Raw genomic sequence first — 18,353 nt, forward strand, 5'->3', positions numbered from 1 at the left:
AATAAAAGCCGGAGGGGTGAAAGAGTTGTTCAACTATACGATTAAGAGGCTTTTACAGCTGATTCCTGTCCTGCTTGGTATGACATTTTTAGTTTTTATGTTGATTCGCGCAATTCCTGGTAATCCAGCGCAAGTTATTTTAGGACAACAAGCAACAAAAGAAGCGGTGGAAGCTTTGACGATCAAGCTAGGTCTTGATCAACCATGGTATACACAATATTTCAGTTATCTTGGCGGCATTTTAAAAGGTGATCTAGGGGAATCCATGCGTACTCGACTTCCTGTGGCGGACGAAATTTGGCCTTATCTAGCAGCTACATTAGAATTGGCCTTATTTGCGATGATTATCGCGGTCTTTGTAGGGATTAATGCGGGTATTATTTCCGCTTGGTTCCAAAACTCGTGGTTTGATTATTCAGCAATGGTATTGGCACTAGTCGGTGTTTCCATGCCTATTTTCTGGTTAGGATTAATGGGGCAATGGGCATTTGCAATTGAATTGCAATGGTTGCCGACAACTGGGCGTGAAAATGTCCGTGATCCCGTATCTGCCATAACCAATTTATACATAATTGATACGCTCATCCAGGGCAGGGTTGATCAATTATGGGTAGTCATTAAACATTTGATCTTACCTGGGCTAGCGCTTGCGACCATTCCGATGGCGATTATCGCCCGGATGACGCGTTCGAGCATGCTAGAAGTGATGCGTTCTGACTATATTCGTACAGCACGAGCAAAGGGTCAGAAAATGTTTTGGATAGTATATAAGCACGCATTAAAAAATGCAATCATTCCTGTTTTGACAGTTATCGGTCTGCAAATTGGTCTACTCCTAGGTGGAGCTATTCTGACAGAAACAATCTTCGCGTGGCCTGGAATTGGACGCTATATCTATGATGCAATCAACTTTAGAGATTATCCCGTTATTCAATCAGGAATTCTTATCGTAGCATTTATCTTTGTCATGATTAATCTAATCGTCGATTTACTATATGGACTGATCGATCCAAGGATTAAGTATGATTGAGGAAGGAGGAACAGTTCATGTCAGAGTTTACACCTAAGGTAGACGGAGTGGTGGAAGCAGAATTAGAAAAAACAATAGGACCTTGGCGGGAAGCTTGGGTAGGTTTTCGCAAAAGTAAAGTAGCAGTCGTAGGCGCAGCCATTGTGATATTCTTTATTGTACTTGCACTATTCGGTCCTCTTGTCACAAAAGAGGGCATCAACGAACAATTCATGACAGATCGACTGCAACCTCCTTCTTCGGAGTATTGGTTTGGAACGGATGACTTTGGCCGTGATATATTCTCACGCATTATCCACGGTGCGCGTATTTCGTTATCTGTCGGATTCTTCTCGGTCGTCGGTTCGATTGTAGTGGGGAGTTTTCTTGGGATCATTGCTGGTTATTACGGCCGCTGGATCGATACTATTATCTCTAGGATATTTGATATTATGCTTGCTTTCCCTTCTATCTTACTGGCTATTGCGATTGTATCCGTATTGGGACCAAGCTTACGTAATGCGTTGATTGCGATTGCAATCATTAACGTACCGAACTTCGGACGATTGATACGATCAAAAGTATTGAGTATTAAAGAAGATGAATATATTATAGCGGCAAAGGCAATTGGTATGAAAGACTTCAGAATTCTGTTTTCGCATATTTTACCTAACTCGATGGCGCCTGTTATCGTACAAGGTACATTGGCGATTGCTACAGCTATTCTCGAAGCAGCAGCACTTGGATTCCTAGGATTGGGGGCAGAAGCTCCATACCCTGAGTGGGGAAAGATGTTAGCCGACTCTAAAGATTATTTACAAAATGCTCCCTGGACAATGATTTTCCCGGGACTCGCCATTATGCTGACCGTATTAGGCTTTAACTTGATGGGTGATGGGTTACGTGATGCGTTGGATCCGAAAATGAAGAGTTAAGCTGTTTTTTTATGATGAATATAATCTAAAACGATAATGGATAGAGGACAGTCTAATGTACGGACTGTCCTCTATCCTTTTTTAATTCTAATAGGCAATAATTTTTTATGCGCTATTTGCCATATCTATACTCTGTTGAAAAGTCATTTATTAACCAGTTTATTTGCCATCAGAATAGGGAATGCTTATAACAAATTGATTATGAAAAGAGGTGGAGACACTGAATAAAGTATTTACTGTCATGGCATTTACAGGTGTACCTTTAGTATTTATTGCATCATTCTTGAATTGGTCGGATTTATGGATGTTTGCGTTGTGTTGTTACAGTATTATTGCTCTAGCTGGATTCATTGGAAGAGCAACAGAAAGTTTAGCGATTGTCAGTGGGCCACGAATTGGTGGTTTATTAAATGCAACATTTGGTAATGCAGTTGAACTTATTATTTCCATATTTACATTGAAAGCTGGATTGATTGCAATCGTACTAGCATCGTTGACGGGTTCAGTATTAGGAAACTTATTATTAGTTCTCGGTCTGTCATTTTTCGCAGGCGGTGTAAAGTATCAAAGACAAAACTTTAATATTTTTGATGCCCGATTTAATTCCGCATTATTAATTTTTGCGATTGTCGTAGCATTTGTCATTCCGGAAGTTTTCTCAATGACGATGGATACTAGAACTGGACTGAACTTGAGTGTCGGTATTTCCATCATTCTCATCCTGATTTACTTGGCGGGTCTAGTATTTAAGTTATTTACTCATCGAGGCGTGTTCGGTTCAGAAAATCATGAGACAGAAGAAGTGCCGGAGTGGACAAAGAAGAAATCTATAGTGGTCCTGTTAGTTGCGACAGTAGCAGTTGCATTTGTTTCTGAAAAGCTTGTGCACACATTTGGTACACTAGGTGAAAAGTTTGGCTGGTCAGAATTATTTATCGGTGTAATTATCGTCGCCATTGTTGGTAACGCGGCAGAGCATTCTTCCGCAATTACATTGGCAATGAAAAATAAAATGGATGTATCCGTGGAGATTGCAATCGGTTCTACATTGCAAGTAGCGATGTTTGTCACACCGGTTCTAGTATTAATATCATTACTGATGCCTACCGCAATGCCGCTTGTATTCACGTGGCCCGAGTTGGTCGCGATGATTACTGCCACATTACTAGTCGTCAATATATGTCATGACGGAGAGTCAAATTGGTTCGAGGGTCTCGTGCTATTTTCAGCTTATCTTATCATGGGTATTGGATTCTTCTTACTGTGAGTGGTAAGTATAAGGTTTAAGATCGGGATAGAGGTAAGTAACATTGATCTGCGTTCCAGGCGGACGCGTTCGGGAGGGCCCGCGGTGAACCAACTAGTCGCGGTGCTCCTTTAGTTGTTTCACCTGATCGGGCTGATCCTCCCCGAGTCGCCGCCTTCCACTACGATCAACTGGCGTTATCTTCTGATGGTCGCGAGTGGAATGAAAAACTAATGTACTATTCTAACTTGAACTGGAATATAAAAAGTATCAGTGTGTTGATTGATAATTCTAATGAAACCTTAAACTATTATAGACTTTTACACATTACTTATTTGTATCAAAGTGTAAAAACCCGATTCGCATTTTTCAGCGAATCGGGTTTTTACGTCTTAAACGAAATAGTCGAATGGAGTAAAGAAAATGATGTAATTTTGATTAGTAGTTAGGAACTTGAACTCCACTTTCTAAAATCAGAAAAAGACACCAGTTGATTGTAGTGGAAGGCGGCGACTTCCGATGGATAAGCGTGCGCCTTGAGACCCCGCAGGTAGCGAAAGCCGTAACGAAGAACGGCTTTTGCGAGTAAAAGCGAAGCGTTAGGAGTACGTCTTTGCACTTAGCGGACGAGGAGGCTCAAGCCACGCCCATGAGAAAGCGTCCGCCTGGAACGCAGATCAACTTACTCTCAAATTCACACTCACTACACTTAAGACAAACGCTGCTTGAAATCCTCATAACCAAATTGCTTCACAACGTTGATTTCATCATCGGCAGTATGAAGAACGATCGATGGCAAATTAACGCCATTGAACGTATTGTTCTTTACCATCGAATAATGTGCCATATCGCAAAATACTAGGCGATCACCAGGTTGTAATGGCTGATCGAATGAATAATCACCAATAACATCACCTGCAAGACATGTTGGCCCGCCTAATCTATAGGTATGGGCTTTTTCATTTGGCGTACCTGCCCCGATAATCTCAGGACGATAAGGCATCTCCAAAACATCTGGCATATGACAAGAAGCCGACGTATCGAGAATAGCAATGTCCATCCCATTATGCATCGTGTCAAGTACTGTTGCGACGAGGAAGCCTGTGTTTAAGGCAACGGCTTCACCCGGTTCTAGATACACTTCAAGATTATATTTATCTTGCATGAAACGAATGCAACGGATTAATGTCTTTAGATCGTAATCGGCCCGAGTGATATGATGACCGCCACCGAAGTTGATCCACTTCATCTTCTGTAAATAGGGACCGAACTCTTCATCGATGATTTGGATCGTCCGCCACAACGTATCGGAGTTCTGCTCGCACATCGTATGGAAGTGCAGGCCGCTAATACCTTCGAGTTCGTCAGCTTTGAAATTATCTAACGTAACACCAAATCTCGAATAGGTGAAGCAAGGGTTGTACATATCCACTTCAATCTCCGAGTACTCGGGATTGATTCGGATTCCACATTCAATGGACTTTTCCTGCTCCTGAACTCGGCTCTTAAACAGCTTCCACTGCGCAAATGAATTGAATACCAAATGATCAGAGTAGCGAAGGATTTCCTCAAACTCATTCTCGTGGAAAGCAGGGGCATACGTGTGCACTTCTTTCCCCATCTCTTCAAAGCCGAGACGCGCTTCAAATAAACCACTTGAAGTAACGCCATGCAAATACCGACCGATTAATGGATAAACTTCGAACATCGAAAACCCTTTTTGTGCGAGTAAAATCTTGCATCCTGTTTGGTCGATAATAGATTTCAATTTTTCTAAGTTAGCAATCAGCAATTTTTCATCCACAACATAACTAGGTGAAGGGACTGCTTGGACATTAAATTTCATACTATTCTCCTCAATCTATCAAAGTTGGATTGAAATCTTCGTGCCAAGGTAAACCATACTCATTCAACGCATCCATAAATGGATCTGGATCGAATTCTTCAATATTGAAGACCCCTGGCTTTTTCCATTTGCCTGTTAACATCATCATCGCACCGATCATAGCTGGAACACCTGTTGTATAGGAAATAGCTTGTGATCCCACTTCTTGATAGCACTCTTGGTGATCACAAATATTGTAAACATAATACGTTTTTGGCTCACCGTTCTTCGTACCTTGATAGATACAACCTATATTCGTTTTTCCTTTCGTACGTGGTCCGAGAGAAGCAGGGTCCGGTAGTACCGCCTTTAAGAATTGTAGTGGAACAATTTGCTGACCTTCAAAATCAATCGGTTCGATGGATGTCATACCTACATTTTCAAGTACACGCAAATGCATCAAATACTTTTCGGAGAACGTCATCCAGAAACGGATTTTATTTACACCGGTAATATTTTTCGCTAATGACTCAAGTTCCTCATGGTATAGCAAATAGACATCTTTTGGTCCGATTTCAGGTAGATCATAGACGCGTTTCACTTCAAGAGGTTCTGTTTCGATGAACTCTCCATTTTCGTAATAGCGTCCGTTAGCTGTGATTTCACGGATATTGATTTCTGGGTTAAAGTTAGTTGCGAACGGATAGCCGTGGTCGCCTGCATTGGCATCGACAATATCAATCGTATGGATTTCATCGAAGTAATGCTTCAATGCATATGCGGAGAACACACCGGTTACGCCAGGGTCGAAACCGCTGCCGAGCAATGCGGTAATACCTGCTTCTTCAAACTTCTCTTTATAAGCCCACTGCCATTTATATTCAAATTTCGCAGTATCAAGCGGTTCATAGTTTGCAGTATCCAGATAGTCTACTTTTGTTTCAAGACATGCATCCATAATCGTCAAGTCCTGATAAGGCAATGCGACATTAATGACGATATCTGGTTTAAATTCATTGATTAACGCGACAAGTTCAGGCACGTTATCTGCATCTACTTGAGCTGTTTGGATTTTCGTTCGTCCACCGTCCAGCTTTTCTTTCAATGCATCACATTTAGATTTCGTGCGACTCGCGATACAAATTTCTTCAAATACATCCGGTACCTCACAACACTTATGCACGACAACACTTGCCACGCCGCCAGCTCCAATAATTAATGCTTTTCCCATTAAAGACACCACCAATTTAGTTATTTTTGTTTATAGCAATCGTTAATTCACGTAACACTTTACAAGCCACGGCTGTTGATGCGCCGCTTTGGTCATAGATAGGGGACAGCTCGTTGATATCACAGGCAACGATATTCAAACCGCTGACCGTCAATATCGCTTGTAGCAATTCAACAAAGCTGACGCCACCCGCTTCCGGCGTACCAGTTCCCGGGAATACGGAAGGGTCTAAGACATCTAGATCAATCGTCAAATAGACGGGTTTATCCTGTAACTTCTTAACCGTATCTTCAAGTCCAACAAAATTAAATTTATTCATAAAGACATGTTGCTTAGCCGCCCATTCAAATTCTGAACGATCACCGGAACGGATACCGTATTGATAGATTTTATTATCTCCGAGCAAGTCCCAGATTCTGCGAATAACCGTAGCATGAGATAGGCGTTGATCTAAATATTCTTCGCGCAAGTCTGTATGTGCATCGAATTGAATGACATGTAAATCAGGATGCATTTTCGCAACAGCACGTACAGCTCCCAAAGTGACTAAATGTTCACCGCCAATCATGCAAGGGATTTTCCCATCCTCCAAAACGAGTGAGGTGAACTGTTCAATTTGCTCAAGAGCACGCTCCGTGTTACCAAAACTTAATTCCAGATCACCGCCGTCGAATAATGAGTAATCCGTTAAATCTGCTTCTTGATAAGGACTATATGTCTCAAGACCGAATGATTCGCTTCGCATCACTTTACTAGCGAATCGTGTACCAGGACGAAAAGATGTTGTGGAATCAAAAGGAGCACCGAATATTACGAATGAAGCCTCCTCGTAATCTGCTTCGAACCCTAGAAATGTTTCTATATTTTTATTTAGCATGGGTTAATAGCTCCTTAATATAATTCGGTAAAGCGAATGAGCCGACATGAAGTTTTGTATTATAATATTTTGTTTGCAAACCAAGTGCATTCCATGAATTGGCATCCAAATCATCTATCGGGTCATATTTTTTGGAAGCAAATCCGAACAGCCAGTGCCCCGATGGATAGGTTGGTATGTGTGCTTGATAGACTTTAGAAACGGGGAAGAATCCCATAATACTTTTATGTGCTCGTTGCATACCGCGTGCATCTTCGGCGTAAAAAGCACTTTCATGCTGATTTACAAGAATGCCTTGGCTATTCAAAGCCTTGTAGCAATTGCCATAAAACTCCTTCGTGAAGAGTCCTTCACCTGGCCCGAATGGGTCGGTGGAATCGACAATGATCAAATCATAGGCATTTTCTTGCTGACGAACGAATTTCAGACCATCCTCAAAATAGAGTGTAACGCGTGGATCAGTCAGTTGGGCTGCGGTTTGTGGTAAAAATTCTTGGCACACTTTCACAACTTGCTCATCAATCTCCACCATATCGATTTGTTTGATTGATGGATAGCGCGTCAATTCGCGTACGGTCCCACCATCACCAGCACCGATGACCAACACGTTCTCGATGGACGGATTGGTAGCCATCGGCACGTGAACAATCATATCGTGATAAATGAATTCATCTTTTTCTGTCACCATGACATAACCATCCAATGTCAAAATTTTACCGAACTCTGTCGTTTGGAAGACATCAATTTTCTGGAATTCACTCGTCGCAGTATATAGATGTTCTTCGACACGAAATGAAAATCGTGTATGGGGTGAATGATCTTCAGTAAACCATAGATTCATTAGACGTCCTCCTTTACTACATTAATCCAATCAACTTTTGCATCTTCGGTACCCGTCAAGAAACATCCCTTGTCCTTACAGTAGTTGATGTATTCAATTACTTCATTTGTGATTCGTTCTCCGGGTGCCAGAATTGGAATGCCAGGGGGATAGCACATGACGAATTCGCTTGCCACGCGTCCTGAAGATTCGGAAAGTACTAAAGTCTCTTTATCCGCGTAAAAAGCCTGTTGGGGCGATTGAACAATTTGCGGATTGATATATTCGTGGTCGAATAACGAACTAGGATCCTTTTTATAACGACGATTGATTTCTGCTAGTGCTGCGACCAATCGTTCAAGATCGAGTGTACGGTCCCCGACTGAAATATAGGCAAGGATATTCGCTACGTCCCCGAACTCAATTTGGATATCGTATTCATCGCGTAAAATATCATATACTTCAATGCCAGCCAGACCCATTTGACGCGTATGAATCGACAATTTGGACTCGTCAAAGTCATAGATGGTATCGCCGTTTATCAGCTCTTTAGAGTATGCATAATAGCCGCCGATCTGATTGACTTCATCGCGGGTATACTGCGCCATCTTGATCACTTTATCGAAGATTTCCTGCCCGTGTAATGCCAGGTTTTTCCGTGAAATATCCAATGACGACATCAATAGATAAGAACCGCTCGTAGTCTGCGTTAGGTTAATAATCTGTCGCGTATAGCCTTCACTCACCGCATTATTGATTAATAAAAAGGAACTTTGTGTTAAAGATCCACCTGATTTATGCATACTGATAGAAGCCATATCCGCGCCGACGGACATCGCGGAAGCAGGCAGTTTGTCGTTAAAATAAAAATGCGTGCCATGTGCTTCATCCACTAGCACGAGCATACCGTGTGCATGTGCTATATCAGTAATGGCTTGCAAATTGGAGCAAATACCATAATAGGTTGGATTATTAATGAGAATCGCTTTGGCGTCTGGGTGATCCACGATGGCTTTCTTAACTTCATCTACTGCCATACCGAGTGCAATGCCAAGATCCTCTTGCACTCCCGGATTCACATAGATAGGAATAGCACCACTTAAGATCAAGGCATTGATTGCACTGCGATGAACATTACGCGGCATGATGATTTTCTCTCCTGCTTTACAAGCTGTCATGACCATCGCTTGTACAGCAGAGGTCGTCCCGTTTACAAGCAAGAAAGCGTGTTTCGCGCCGAACGCGTCCGCTGCCAACTCTTCAGCTTCACGTATGACAGAAACAGGGTGGCATAAATTATCAAGAGGTTTCATGGAATTCACGTCGTGTTGTAAGCAAGTCTCCCCGAGAAAATCAGCGAGCTCCTTATTGCCTCGACCGTGCTTGTGTCCGGGTACATCAAAAGGAACGACACGTGCTTCTTGATAGTGTTGCAATGCTTCCATAATAGGAACGCGATGTTGTGATAATTTCAATGGTCTCTCCTCACTCATTTTCATAGACGTTGGAACCGCTGTAGATTTCGATCATCTCTTTGCGAAGATTATGAGAAATTTGAAGGCGTTCCTTTGGCGGTAATTCCGAAACATCTTTGTTGAATAGGTAATCTTGTAAATCAATCTCTTTAATGAGTAATTTCGTATGGAAGATATTCGCTTGGTAAACATTTATATCGATTGCATCATATTTTTGCAATGTTTTCTGGTCAATGAAGTCTTGAATGGATGTAATTGCATGATCCATGAAAAGTTTTTTACCGTCTACTGACCGTGTAAATCCACGCACGCGATAGTCTGCGGTAATAATATCCGAATCAAAGCTTCCGATCAGGTAGTCGAGCGCATTCAACGGAGAAATCTCTCCACACGTCGACACATCTATATCTACACGAAATGTCGCAATGGAGTTATCGGGATGATACTCGGGATACGTATGGACAGTCACGTGGCTCTTGTCTAAATGACTGACGACGGAGTCTTTATCTGGCAAGATAGGAATCGCGCCTTGATTACAAGAAGGATCAATTTGTGATGCAGGGAATTTTTCCTCTGAAATCATCAACGTTACACTAGCACCTTGTGGGTCGTAATCTTGTTTACTGACATTCAATACATGCGCACCAATCATTTCAGTAACATCGTAGAGAATTTTCGTTAAACGTTCTGAATTGTATTGCTCATCTATATAGGCGATATACTCACTTTGCTCTCTTCTACTCTTTGCATAGCTCACATCGTAAATGTTGAAGCTAAGAGTTTTGGTGAGGTTGTTAAAGCCGTAGAGCTTCAGCTTATTTTCCAACCGAAACATCCGTCCTTTCAAAATTGCTTTTTAAAAAGTATAATCACATAAAAAAGTCCCTCTCCAATCCACATGAAATAATACAAACATGACAGATTGGAGAGGGACCTTTACTCTGTTTCGCTTGTTGATATAAGAATAGATATTCACTCTATTCCATTACATAACAGGTGATTGGATTGGCGTAATGCTCACAGGTACTCTTTCTAAATTAAAAAACTTATGAAATTGATTTCATTATAAAGGAAAAAGAATGAAAAATATATACTTTTTATAGAAAAATATTAGAAAAAACTTTTTTATGGCAAATGGTAAAATGCTTTGAATTGTCGTCAGAACGTCTTTACGATATGGTATATAAAACAATTACTACATTCTATGGAGGTAATGAAATGAACGATACAACAATGGAATATTTGGAACAGGTTCGACAAGACTTCGAAACAAGTCCTTTTTGGAAATTTGCCGGTCTGCAAACACAAAAATTAGAAGCGGGTCAAGTGGAATTATATTTACCTTATCGTCAAGAGTATGATAATGTACGCGGAACTATTCACGGTGGTATGTATATGTCCGTTCTCGATACGACGATGGGAATGCTTTGTCGTTCGATGGGTGCAAATGATGTCATGACAATACAAATGACGACACAATTTTTAAAGCCGGTCGTTCAGGAAACCGTTTATTCAAAAGCTGCCGTTATTAATAGAACACGCTCTACGGCTCTGGTTGAAGGAACGTTATTCAATGAGAAAGATGAATTAGTTGCTCATTGCACCGCTACGTTCAAGTTGAAATGATTATTATTTACTCTGTAATTTCAAATCAAGGCAGGTTTTCATATGAATAAGAAAGCTTTCTATTTAGGATTATTCACCGTTGTCGCATGGGGCTCCAGTTTTGCTGCTATTCGAGTGAGTTTGCTAGGAGGGTATTCTCCTGGACATTTGGTGTTGACACGGTTTATCGTCGCTTCATTAGTATTTATTTTATATGCATTATGGCCGGGAACGAAAATTCGTCTGCCTGCAAAACAGGATATAGGGAAGATCATGCTACTAGGCTTCGCGGGAATCAGTATTTATCACTTTGGTCTGACATACGGAGAACAAACGGTATCAGCTGGAACGGCTGGTCTGTTTATCGCAACGGTGCCGATTTTCACTTCGATAATCGCAGTGATTTTCCTAAGTGAAAAAATTAGTCAATTAGGTTGGATTGGCATGGCAATCGGATTATCAGGTGTTGCGTTGATAACGATAGGAAGTTCGGAAGGTGCGTTGGAAGTATCGGTAGGCGCGTGGTTCATTATTATTGCGGTTATTTCTACTTCTATATTTTTTGTCTTTCAGAAACCTTTATTCAACCGTTACACTCCTGTCGAGTTGACAGCATACTTCACATGGGCAGGTACCTTACCGTTTTTATATTTCACACCAGGCTTGCTAAATGAAATACAAGGGGCTACGCTTGAAGCCACATTATCAACAATTTATATGGGGGTTATTCCAGCAACGATTGCCTATGTAACCTGGTCTACTGCGTTGTCGATTGCCGATGCGGGAGCGGTTTCGAGTCTACTCTATATAGAGCCAGTCGTGGCGATATTGGTTGCTTGGGTATGGCTACAAGAACTTCCGAGTGGATTGTCTATGATTGGTGGAGTGATTGCAGTTTTGAGTGTGATTGCTGTTAACTGGGAAGCGATGCGTACGCGTTCAACTTATCAATAAAAAAGCAGCCAAGCATAAAAGCGTGGCTGCTGCACGGTGGATCATCCTTTTGGAATGAACGTATTACAATCTGTTTCGGCTGAGTCTTTTGCTTTTCTTCCTTTTCGTGAAATTACTTTGATTTCATCTGCTCCACATTGGTTACCTGATTCCCAAAAATGACAATTTGTCACTTCACATAATACGTCTTTTGCCAATTGACCCACCTCCTTTTTACTAGCATATCCAGAAACACAGCATACATACTGGAGATGGAGAAGTAATACAATATGATAATTTTGGAGGAGAGTTTATGGTTACTGTACAAGATATTGCAACGCCACGATTACAGAACTATTTGGAATTCGTGCGTGATCCGATTGCTTTTTTTATGCGAGTACAGCCACTTGGTGATGTGATTTCATTGAAGACAGGCATTTCACCGACGTTTGTGGTTAACAGTCCCGAAGCAATTCGAGAAATCTTGATTCGTCAAGACCAGTCATTTATTAAAGGGCGAACAACGACTGTGTTGCAGAGAACAGTGGGAGAGGGTCTATTGACGACGGAAGGTGAACGGCATGCGACGCAGAAGAAATATATTCAACCAGCGTTTTATAAAGAGGTGATGGAACGTTATGCCTATTCGATCATTGATGAAACGGAGAAGCTAGTCAAACGTCTTGAGCATGAAGAGGAAGTAGATATACATACAGTAATGATGCGTTTGACATTGTCGATCATTACACGAACAATGTTTTCGACAGATGTCTCTGCAGAGGAGAAAGAACTTGCAGATGCCGTCACAACAACGATTGAGCAAAGCGTCAAAATTTTATTTAGTCCTGTGATGATTCCATCTTCTGTTCCGACTAAAGCCAACTTGAAACATAAAAAAGCGATACAAACACTTGAGGAAATGATTGACGATGTATTAATCGCTGCAAAAGAACATCCAGAATGGTTTAAAGACTCGTTGCTTGGCATGATGATGGCGGTTACAGATGAGGCCGGAAACAGGTTGCCTGACAAAGAAGTACGTGATCAGATGATGACGATGTTGCTCGCAGGACATGAAACAACGGCAAACTTATTAGGCTGGTTATTTGCTGAAATTGCACGGCTTCCTAAAGTAGAGAAGCGTCTGTTGGATGAATTGAATTCCGCGAACTTGGTAGGTAACCCATTTAATTGGATGCGAGAATTACCATATACACAGCAAATTATTGAAGAAGGCTTGCGTCTTTATCCGCCTGCTTGGCTAATTTATCGCGAACTTAACGAACCGGTCGAGATGTTTGGAAGGTCTTTTAAAAAGGGAAGCACGTTTATGATTTGTCCATATGCGATTCACCGAAATAAAGAGGTGTTCCCTGAACCCGACACATTTGACCCGGATCGGTTTGCGGCAGGTAATAAGTATGCGCCATTTAGTTATTTCCCATTCGGTGGTGGTTCACGCAGTTGTATCGGTTCTCGATTTGCTATGCTAGAAGCGACATTGATCATATCGCTACTTTATAAGAAGTTCATATTCCGCAATATGCGACCACATGCGCCCGTTCCGGAACCATTGATTTCATTGCGGATCAAAGATGGATGGCCGATGAGGTTAGAGAAGCGCTGTTAACCTACGCAAACTAAAAAAACAGCGATCATCAAGAGGATGATCGCTGTTTTGCTATCAGATAAACACTACCGCATCTTTAGGAGTCGACAACTCGACTATGCGTTGTACTTCGTCACCTTCAAGCGTTTCTTCTTTATATAGTGCATTGACTAACTCTTCAAATTGATACGCGTGCTCCTTAATGAGCGTTTCCGTCTTTTGCGCAGCTTGATCAAATAGCATTTGCATTTTTTCTTCACGTTCAGCTTTATTGAAGATCAAAGAAAATCCTTCTTGGAACAATCCAGTATTCACCATACGCTCAAGAATGTCCTTGGCCTGTTCCACATCGCCTCCAACTCCGATACTGTGCTCCCCCAAATAGAGACGCTCTGCAATGCCGCCCGCTAAAATCATACTGACTTGATCAAGCAATTCGCTAGCAGTAGATAAATGTAATTCCTTTTGAATAGGGGCTACATAACCGAGTGCTTGACCCCTTGGAATAATCGTCGCTTTTCTTACAGAACCTGGCTTTGTAAGAGCAGCGATGATGGCATGTCCGGATTCGTGAATGGCTACACGACGCTTTGTTTCTTGGTCGCTTAACGTGCGTGCTGTATTTCCAAGGATTGTCCGGTCAATTGCAAAATCTAAATCATGCTTCTCGATTAATTTCCGTCCTTCGCGAATGGCCCGGCGGCTGGCTGTTTCGAACAAGCTACTTATTTCTGCGCCAGAAAAACCTGAAGTGCTATCTGCAAGTGTATCGAGAGACGCGGCCACATTAGGAGCCAACGTTTTGCCGTTTGTATGGATATCGATAATTTCGCGACGTCCTTTTGTATCCGGCAATTGAACATGAAAAGTAAAGTCGATACGCCCAGGTCGCAAGAATGCATCATCCAGCATATCTTTCCGATTCGTAGCTGCAATGAATAAAACACCGTCATTATCATTACCACCGTCAAGTTGAACAAGTAGTTCCGTTAACGTCTTTTCAGATTCTTCTCCACCATGTTCTTTTCGTTTTCCAGCCAACGCATCTACTTCGTCTATAAAGATCACAGCAGGACGTTGTTTGCGTGCAATTTCAAAAAGTGTACGTACTCGTGAAGCTCCAACACCTACAAATAATTCTGTAAAGGCTGCTCCACTAGAAGAATAAAAAGTAGCTCCTATTTCTTTTGCGATAGCTTGAGCTAGTAATGTTTTACCTGTCCCCGGAGGTCCATAAAGTAAAATACCTTGAGGCAAAGCAATGCCCATTTCATTTGCCGCTTCAGGGTTTTTGAATATTTCTAACGTCTGTTGGATTTCATCCTTCATTTCTTGAGGGATTCCACCGATATCATCCATTGTGATGTCAGGTAGGGGAGTCGCCTTTGACGCTTGATGCTTCATAGCTGACGCGCCAATATTGAGCTTACCTTTTTTATGAAGAATGAAAAGTGTCAAAAGAGCTGCCAATACAAGCCCACCAAAAATCCAACCGCCCATCGAACTCTCTGCTTTATATTGATACGTTACATTATATTTCTGTACTAAGTCATCCACTAATGTACTTTGCGGACGCACCATCGTGCTGTATGTTGTGTTATCTACAATGATGGATAACTTTCCTTTGGCCGTTTCGTTTAATAAGACACCAGCACCTGATTGTTCAGCAATCAGTTTTTCCATCTGAGCAAATGAAACTTCTTTTCCTCCAGTGGGTAGTAAATAGTTCCAAGTGACACCTGCTGCAATGGCCGTGACAAAGAGGGCTACGACAAAAATCTTTGATGCTAATTTTGAAATAGGCTTCAAGTTCAGCTCCAGCTCCTTTAGTGAATTACCTAAATTATACGTAAAAGTAGTAGTTTTGTATAGTGTGTAAACAGAAAAAATAGTTACAAATTCAAGAACTTGTGAGGAAATACCTAAAGAGACACAAGCGAATGAAGTAAGTGGCAGTACTACACCCCGAAGCCGACTTCTCACTACCTTCAAAAAGATAACCAACTAAAAAAAGCCCCTACTCGAAATCGTATATACCACGACCTCCAGTGAGGGCTTCCGCTACTCCAATAAAGTGACCTATTTAGGCCGTACATCTTCTAATACAGCAAAACCATCACGAACTTTTATATCTGCAAGCAATTGACCTTTGCGTGACAAATCTTCTAACTGCATACCCGTATTTTCAGCTACATAGAAACGATCAGGAAGGAAGTTTGCAAAATACATTTGATTTTCATCGATATTGTGTTCACCGTAGTAATACATATCACCTTTTAAAAAAAGGCCATCGCTTGGTTTCTTATGTGTAACGGTCTTTAACCCATATACATCTCCTTCTTCTTGTTCTAAAACTGCATATACTGTCAGTCTTCCAGTATCATGTTTGGAGAATTCTTTAATGAGCGCAGGGTCAAGACTTTCTTTGGAGAATTCTTCAATCGCAAATTGAAGACTAACATAATCACCATAAAGAATATCGCGCGGGTCGACAGGTACTGTTTCCAATGTGATGGTTTTACCTGTTTTCACTGTGTATAAAGGTTTCCAAGTCATCGCTAACAGGAGGATGATTGGGACGATTAAGGCAATAAGAAATAGATTCCGTTTATTCTTCATGACGTTTCACCGTCTCTCGTCGTGATTTTTCAAACCAGAATCCAAAGCCGATCAACAGCAAACCACCTATGATGAAAAATAATGACTTTGGCATGAAGTCATATGTGATATCCGTGTAATAACGGTAGATTAACGCACATGTGATCAAGATGGCTGGTAAGCTGTCTTTCTTCAGAAGATAAATCAATAAGATAACGAATATAGCGGTGAAGATATAAGGTATAGAATCACCAAATCGTACATCATCCCATATGAATGGGAACGTTAGCATCATGCCCGTGATTCCAAATAATACGGAACCCGTCCAAGACGACTCTGTACGATACTGTTTTAAAGGTGCGAGTGCAAGAAATACACCTAATACAAAGACAATCAAGACGGAAATCCATTCCTCAACATGGAAGAATTCTAGCATATTGACGATAAAAGCTACACTAAGCAATACATTCATAACAAACAACGCACTTTTTCTTCTGAATCGCGTTTCATTCATCCAGAACAGTAGAGGAATCAATAGAAGTAGCCAAAAAGGACCGAAGCTTCCAACTTCATACGTTGTGAAAGCACTAAAGCTGTAAATAATAAAAAATGCACTAGCAAATACAGCGAGCAATTGATCTTTTACATAATAGGCAAGTGGCAGGATTCCGATCCCCCATAATAGGAAATCTGTATACACCGTATGTTGTAAATGAAAGCTCTGACCAATTAGGAATATTCCAGCTCCAAAAATGGCAGCCCCTATATAATACATACTGCGAGACGTTTTTTCGTAATTGCTTTCAAGCTTGTATCCTGCGAAGTATGCCAAGACCATGCCGACGATGATTAATCCGAGCTTAAAGAATGGCGTTAGTAAAGCCCAGTTACCTGCGATAAAACTCAGTATTCCTATCCCCACTAATATAGCCCCGAAAGCCAGCAAGATTCTCACGAAATTAGTGCCACCTTTAGATTCATATAGCGAGAGCATTTCGTTGGCATCTACTTCTTTCATTTTGCCTTGCTGTTGTAGAAAAGAAAACTCTTGTTGCAAGAAAGTCAATTGTTGCTTACTGACCTTTCTTTTCATACTAAATCCCTCCTTTCATAATAGTTACTAAGTGGACTAATAAACACATTATATGTTACAGAATATCAGGAATGAAAAGGTTCTCACAGAAATTATCTAGTTAAATATAGTATCTCGTATATTTTCTAAAAACACAATAAATACTAGAAAGATACATATTTATCCTTTAATTGCCTATTGACATTCATTTGAGAACGATTATCATTGAAAACATAAAATTAAACTGTGGGAAGTAGGAAGAAATATGAAACAAACACTAGTAACAGCTTTCGCTTTAACAACAGGAATTCTACTATCAGGTTGCGGGGCAGCTGAAGAATCTGTCGAAAAAACGCCAGTAGCGACTGAAGAAGTCGACTTAACTGCTGAAACTGATGCATATAAAGAATTTGCGCTTGAACAAATGGATGAATTCGTTATAAACACAGAAAAATTTGTCACGGCTGTTAAGGCGGGTGATTTAGAAGAAGCAAAGAAAATCTATCCTGTAGCTAGAATGTATTTTGAACGCTCTGAACCAATTGCGGAAAGTTTCGGAGACTTGGATCCACGAATCGATGCACGTCTGGCAGATGTTCAAGAACAGGGTCAGGGAGAAGAGGAATGGTCTGGCTATCATAAAATTGAGTACGGTCTATGGGTGGAAAATACAATTGAAGGATACGAAGATGTTGCCGACCAATTGCTTAAGGATGCAAAAGAACTGCGTGCACGTGTAGAAACAGTTGAAGTATCGCCTGATTTAATGATCACTGGAGCAGTCGATTTACTGAATGAAGTTTCTACTTCTAAAATAACTGGTGAAGAAGAAATTTATTCTCACACCGATCTATATGACTTTAAAGCAAATATTGAAGGTGCAGAAAAAATCTATGAAATTCTTAAGGATAAGATGGCAGCGAAAGATCAGCAACTAGTCGATGAACTCGAAACTAAATTCCAAACCATTAATAGTCTACTTGCCGAATATGAAGATGAAAATGGCGGCTATATATCCTATGAAGAATTAACAAAGGAAGATACAAAATCGCTATCAGAAGCGGTAAATCAATTAGGTGAACCATTAAGTATGATGGGCATCGTAACGGAGTGATTTT

At 41.0% G+C, this 18,353-nt stretch carries 17 protein-coding genes; 7 read left to right on the top strand and 10 right to left on the bottom strand.

Annotated features, from left to right (window positions below):
* Positions 1-25: 25 nt before the first annotated feature.
* The 3 genes from CSV67_RS11485 (at position 26) to cax (ending at position 3,211) form a co-directional block, all read left to right on the top strand.
* Positions 26-1,030, top strand: coding sequence for an ABC transporter permease (locus tag CSV67_RS11485; protein WP_099631727.1), 1,005 nt, complete (start codon positions 26-28; stop codon positions 1,028-1,030).
* A gap of 17 nt (positions 1,031-1,047) precedes the next feature.
* Positions 1,048-1,944, top strand: a complete 897-nt coding sequence (gene nikC, locus CSV67_RS11490; RefSeq protein ID WP_099631728.1) for a nickel transporter permease — start codon at positions 1,048-1,050, stop codon at positions 1,942-1,944.
* A 220-nt stretch (positions 1,945-2,164) separates the two neighbouring features.
* Complete coding sequence (gene cax, locus CSV67_RS11495) at positions 2,165-3,211, top strand: calcium/proton exchanger (RefSeq protein ID WP_304442526.1); 1,047 nt, start codon at positions 2,165-2,167, stop codon at positions 3,209-3,211.
* 688 nt (positions 3,212-3,899) lie between these two features.
* On the opposite strand, the gene nspC is transcribed toward cax, so the two are convergent.
* Genes nspC through speD form a run of 6 tightly spaced genes read right to left on the bottom strand, consistent with a single transcriptional unit; the run spans position 3,900 to position 10,253 of the window.
* Entirely contained in the window at positions 3,900-5,036 is a 1,137-nt protein-coding gene (gene nspC, locus CSV67_RS11500) for a carboxynorspermidine decarboxylase (protein WP_099631730.1), read from the bottom strand.
* 10 nt (positions 5,037-5,046) lie between these two features.
* Complete coding sequence (locus CSV67_RS11505) at positions 5,047-6,246, bottom strand: saccharopine dehydrogenase family protein (protein ID WP_099631731.1); 1,200 nt, start codon at positions 6,244-6,246, stop codon at positions 5,047-5,049.
* Between the two features lie 16 nt (positions 6,247-6,262).
* Positions 6,263-7,123, bottom strand: coding sequence for an agmatinase (gene speB / locus CSV67_RS11510; RefSeq protein ID WP_099631732.1), 861 nt, complete (start codon positions 7,121-7,123; stop codon positions 6,263-6,265).
* Entirely contained in the window at positions 7,113-7,964 is an 852-nt protein-coding gene (speE, locus tag CSV67_RS11515; protein ID WP_099631733.1) for a polyamine aminopropyltransferase, read from the bottom strand. The genes speB and speE overlap by 11 nt, the downstream gene beginning before the upstream one ends.
* A complete protein-coding gene (locus CSV67_RS11520) occupies positions 7,964-9,442 on the bottom strand; it encodes an aminotransferase class I/II-fold pyridoxal phosphate-dependent enzyme (RefSeq protein WP_099631734.1) in 1,479 nt (492 codons plus the stop codon). The genes speE and CSV67_RS11520 overlap by 1 nt, the downstream gene beginning before the upstream one ends.
* Positions 9,429-10,253, bottom strand: coding sequence for an adenosylmethionine decarboxylase (gene speD / locus CSV67_RS11525; protein WP_099631735.1), 825 nt, complete (start codon positions 10,251-10,253; stop codon positions 9,429-9,431). Before speD ends, CSV67_RS11520 begins: the two co-directional genes overlap by 14 nt.
* 383 nt (positions 10,254-10,636) lie before the next feature.
* On the opposite strand from speD, the gene CSV67_RS11530 reads away from it, so the two are divergent.
* Together CSV67_RS11530 and CSV67_RS11535 are read left to right on the top strand one after the other, a co-directional pair.
* Positions 10,637-11,044, top strand: coding sequence for a PaaI family thioesterase (locus tag CSV67_RS11530; protein ID WP_099631736.1), 408 nt, complete (start codon positions 10,637-10,639; stop codon positions 11,042-11,044).
* Positions 11,045-11,086: 42 nt separating this feature from the next.
* Complete coding sequence (locus CSV67_RS11535; protein ID WP_099631737.1) at positions 11,087-11,977, top strand: DMT family transporter; 891 nt, start codon at positions 11,087-11,089, stop codon at positions 11,975-11,977.
* 41 nt (positions 11,978-12,018) lie between these two features.
* On the opposite strand, the gene CSV67_RS11540 is transcribed toward CSV67_RS11535, so the two are convergent.
* Entirely contained in the window at positions 12,019-12,174 is a 156-nt protein-coding gene (locus CSV67_RS11540) for a DUF1540 domain-containing protein (RefSeq protein WP_099631738.1), read from the bottom strand.
* Positions 12,175-12,269: 95 nt separating this feature from the next.
* On the opposite strand from CSV67_RS11540, the gene CSV67_RS11545 reads away from it, so the two are divergent.
* Positions 12,270-13,586, top strand: a complete 1,317-nt coding sequence (locus tag CSV67_RS11545) for a cytochrome P450 (protein ID WP_099631739.1) — start codon at positions 12,270-12,272, stop codon at positions 13,584-13,586.
* Positions 13,587-13,640: 54 nt separating this feature from the next.
* On the opposite strand, the gene CSV67_RS11550 is transcribed toward CSV67_RS11545, so the two are convergent.
* The 3 genes from CSV67_RS11550 to CSV67_RS11560 all read right to left on the bottom strand — a co-directional run bounded on the left by CSV67_RS11550 (position 13,641) and on the right by CSV67_RS11560 (position 17,256).
* On the bottom strand, positions 13,641-15,374 hold the full coding sequence (locus CSV67_RS11550; RefSeq protein WP_099631740.1) for an AAA family ATPase: 1,734 nt from the start codon (positions 15,372-15,374) through the stop codon (positions 13,641-13,643).
* Between the two features lie 270 nt (positions 15,375-15,644).
* A complete protein-coding gene (locus CSV67_RS11555) occupies positions 15,645-16,184 on the bottom strand; it encodes a GDYXXLXY domain-containing protein (protein ID WP_099631741.1) in 540 nt (179 codons plus the stop codon).
* Entirely contained in the window at positions 16,174-17,256 is a 1,083-nt protein-coding gene (locus CSV67_RS11560; RefSeq protein WP_099631742.1) for a DUF2157 domain-containing protein, read from the bottom strand. Before CSV67_RS11560 ends, CSV67_RS11555 begins: the two co-directional genes overlap by 11 nt.
* A 244-nt stretch (positions 17,257-17,500) precedes the next feature.
* Here CSV67_RS11560 and efeO point away from each other — a divergent pair, with 244 nt between their 5' ends.
* Complete coding sequence (gene efeO, locus CSV67_RS11565; protein ID WP_099631743.1) at positions 17,501-18,349, top strand: iron uptake system protein EfeO; 849 nt, start codon at positions 17,501-17,503, stop codon at positions 18,347-18,349.
* Positions 18,350-18,353: the final 4 nt, after the last annotated feature.

It is taken from the genome of Sporosarcina sp. P2 (assembly GCF_002743255.1).
Taxonomy (GTDB): Bacteria; Bacillota; Bacilli; order Bacillales_A; family Planococcaceae; genus Sporosarcina.

Bases quoted from the DNA above. Each gene is read 5' to 3' on its own strand.
- nikC (WP_099631728.1), top strand. From the start codon at position 1,048: ATGTCAGAGTTTACACCTAAGGTAGACGGAGTGGTGGAAGCAGAATTA.
- speB (WP_099631732.1), bottom strand. From the start codon at position 7,123: ATGCTAAATAAAAATATAGAAACATTTCTAGGGTTCGAAGCAGATTAC.
- speE (WP_099631733.1), bottom strand. From the start codon at position 7,964: ATGAATCTATGGTTTACTGAAGATCATTCACCCCATACACGATTTTCA.
- CSV67_RS11535 (WP_099631737.1), top strand. From the start codon at position 11,087: ATGAATAAGAAAGCTTTCTATTTAGGATTATTCACCGTTGTCGCATGG.
- nspC (WP_099631730.1), bottom strand. From the start codon at position 5,036: ATGAAATTTAATGTCCAAGCAGTCCCTTCACCTAGTTATGTTGTGGAT.
- efeO (WP_099631743.1), top strand. From the start codon at position 17,501: ATGAAACAAACACTAGTAACAGCTTTCGCTTTAACAACAGGAATTCTA.
- CSV67_RS11555 (WP_099631741.1), bottom strand. From the start codon at position 16,184: ATGAAGAATAAACGGAATCTATTTCTTATTGCCTTAATCGTCCCAATC.
- CSV67_RS11545 (WP_099631739.1), top strand. From the start codon at position 12,270: ATGGTTACTGTACAAGATATTGCAACGCCACGATTACAGAACTATTTG.
- speD (WP_099631735.1), bottom strand. From the start codon at position 10,253: ATGTTTCGGTTGGAAAATAAGCTGAAGCTCTACGGCTTTAACAACCTC.
- CSV67_RS11560 (WP_099631742.1), bottom strand. From the start codon at position 17,256: ATGAAAAGAAAGGTCAGTAAGCAACAATTGACTTTCTTGCAACAAGAG.
- CSV67_RS11505 (WP_099631731.1), bottom strand. From the start codon at position 6,246: ATGGGAAAAGCATTAATTATTGGAGCTGGCGGCGTGGCAAGTGTTGTC.
- CSV67_RS11530 (WP_099631736.1), top strand. From the start codon at position 10,637: ATGAACGATACAACAATGGAATATTTGGAACAGGTTCGACAAGACTTC.
- CSV67_RS11520 (WP_099631734.1), bottom strand. From the start codon at position 9,442: ATGAAAATGAGTGAGGAGAGACCATTGAAATTATCACAACATCGCGTT.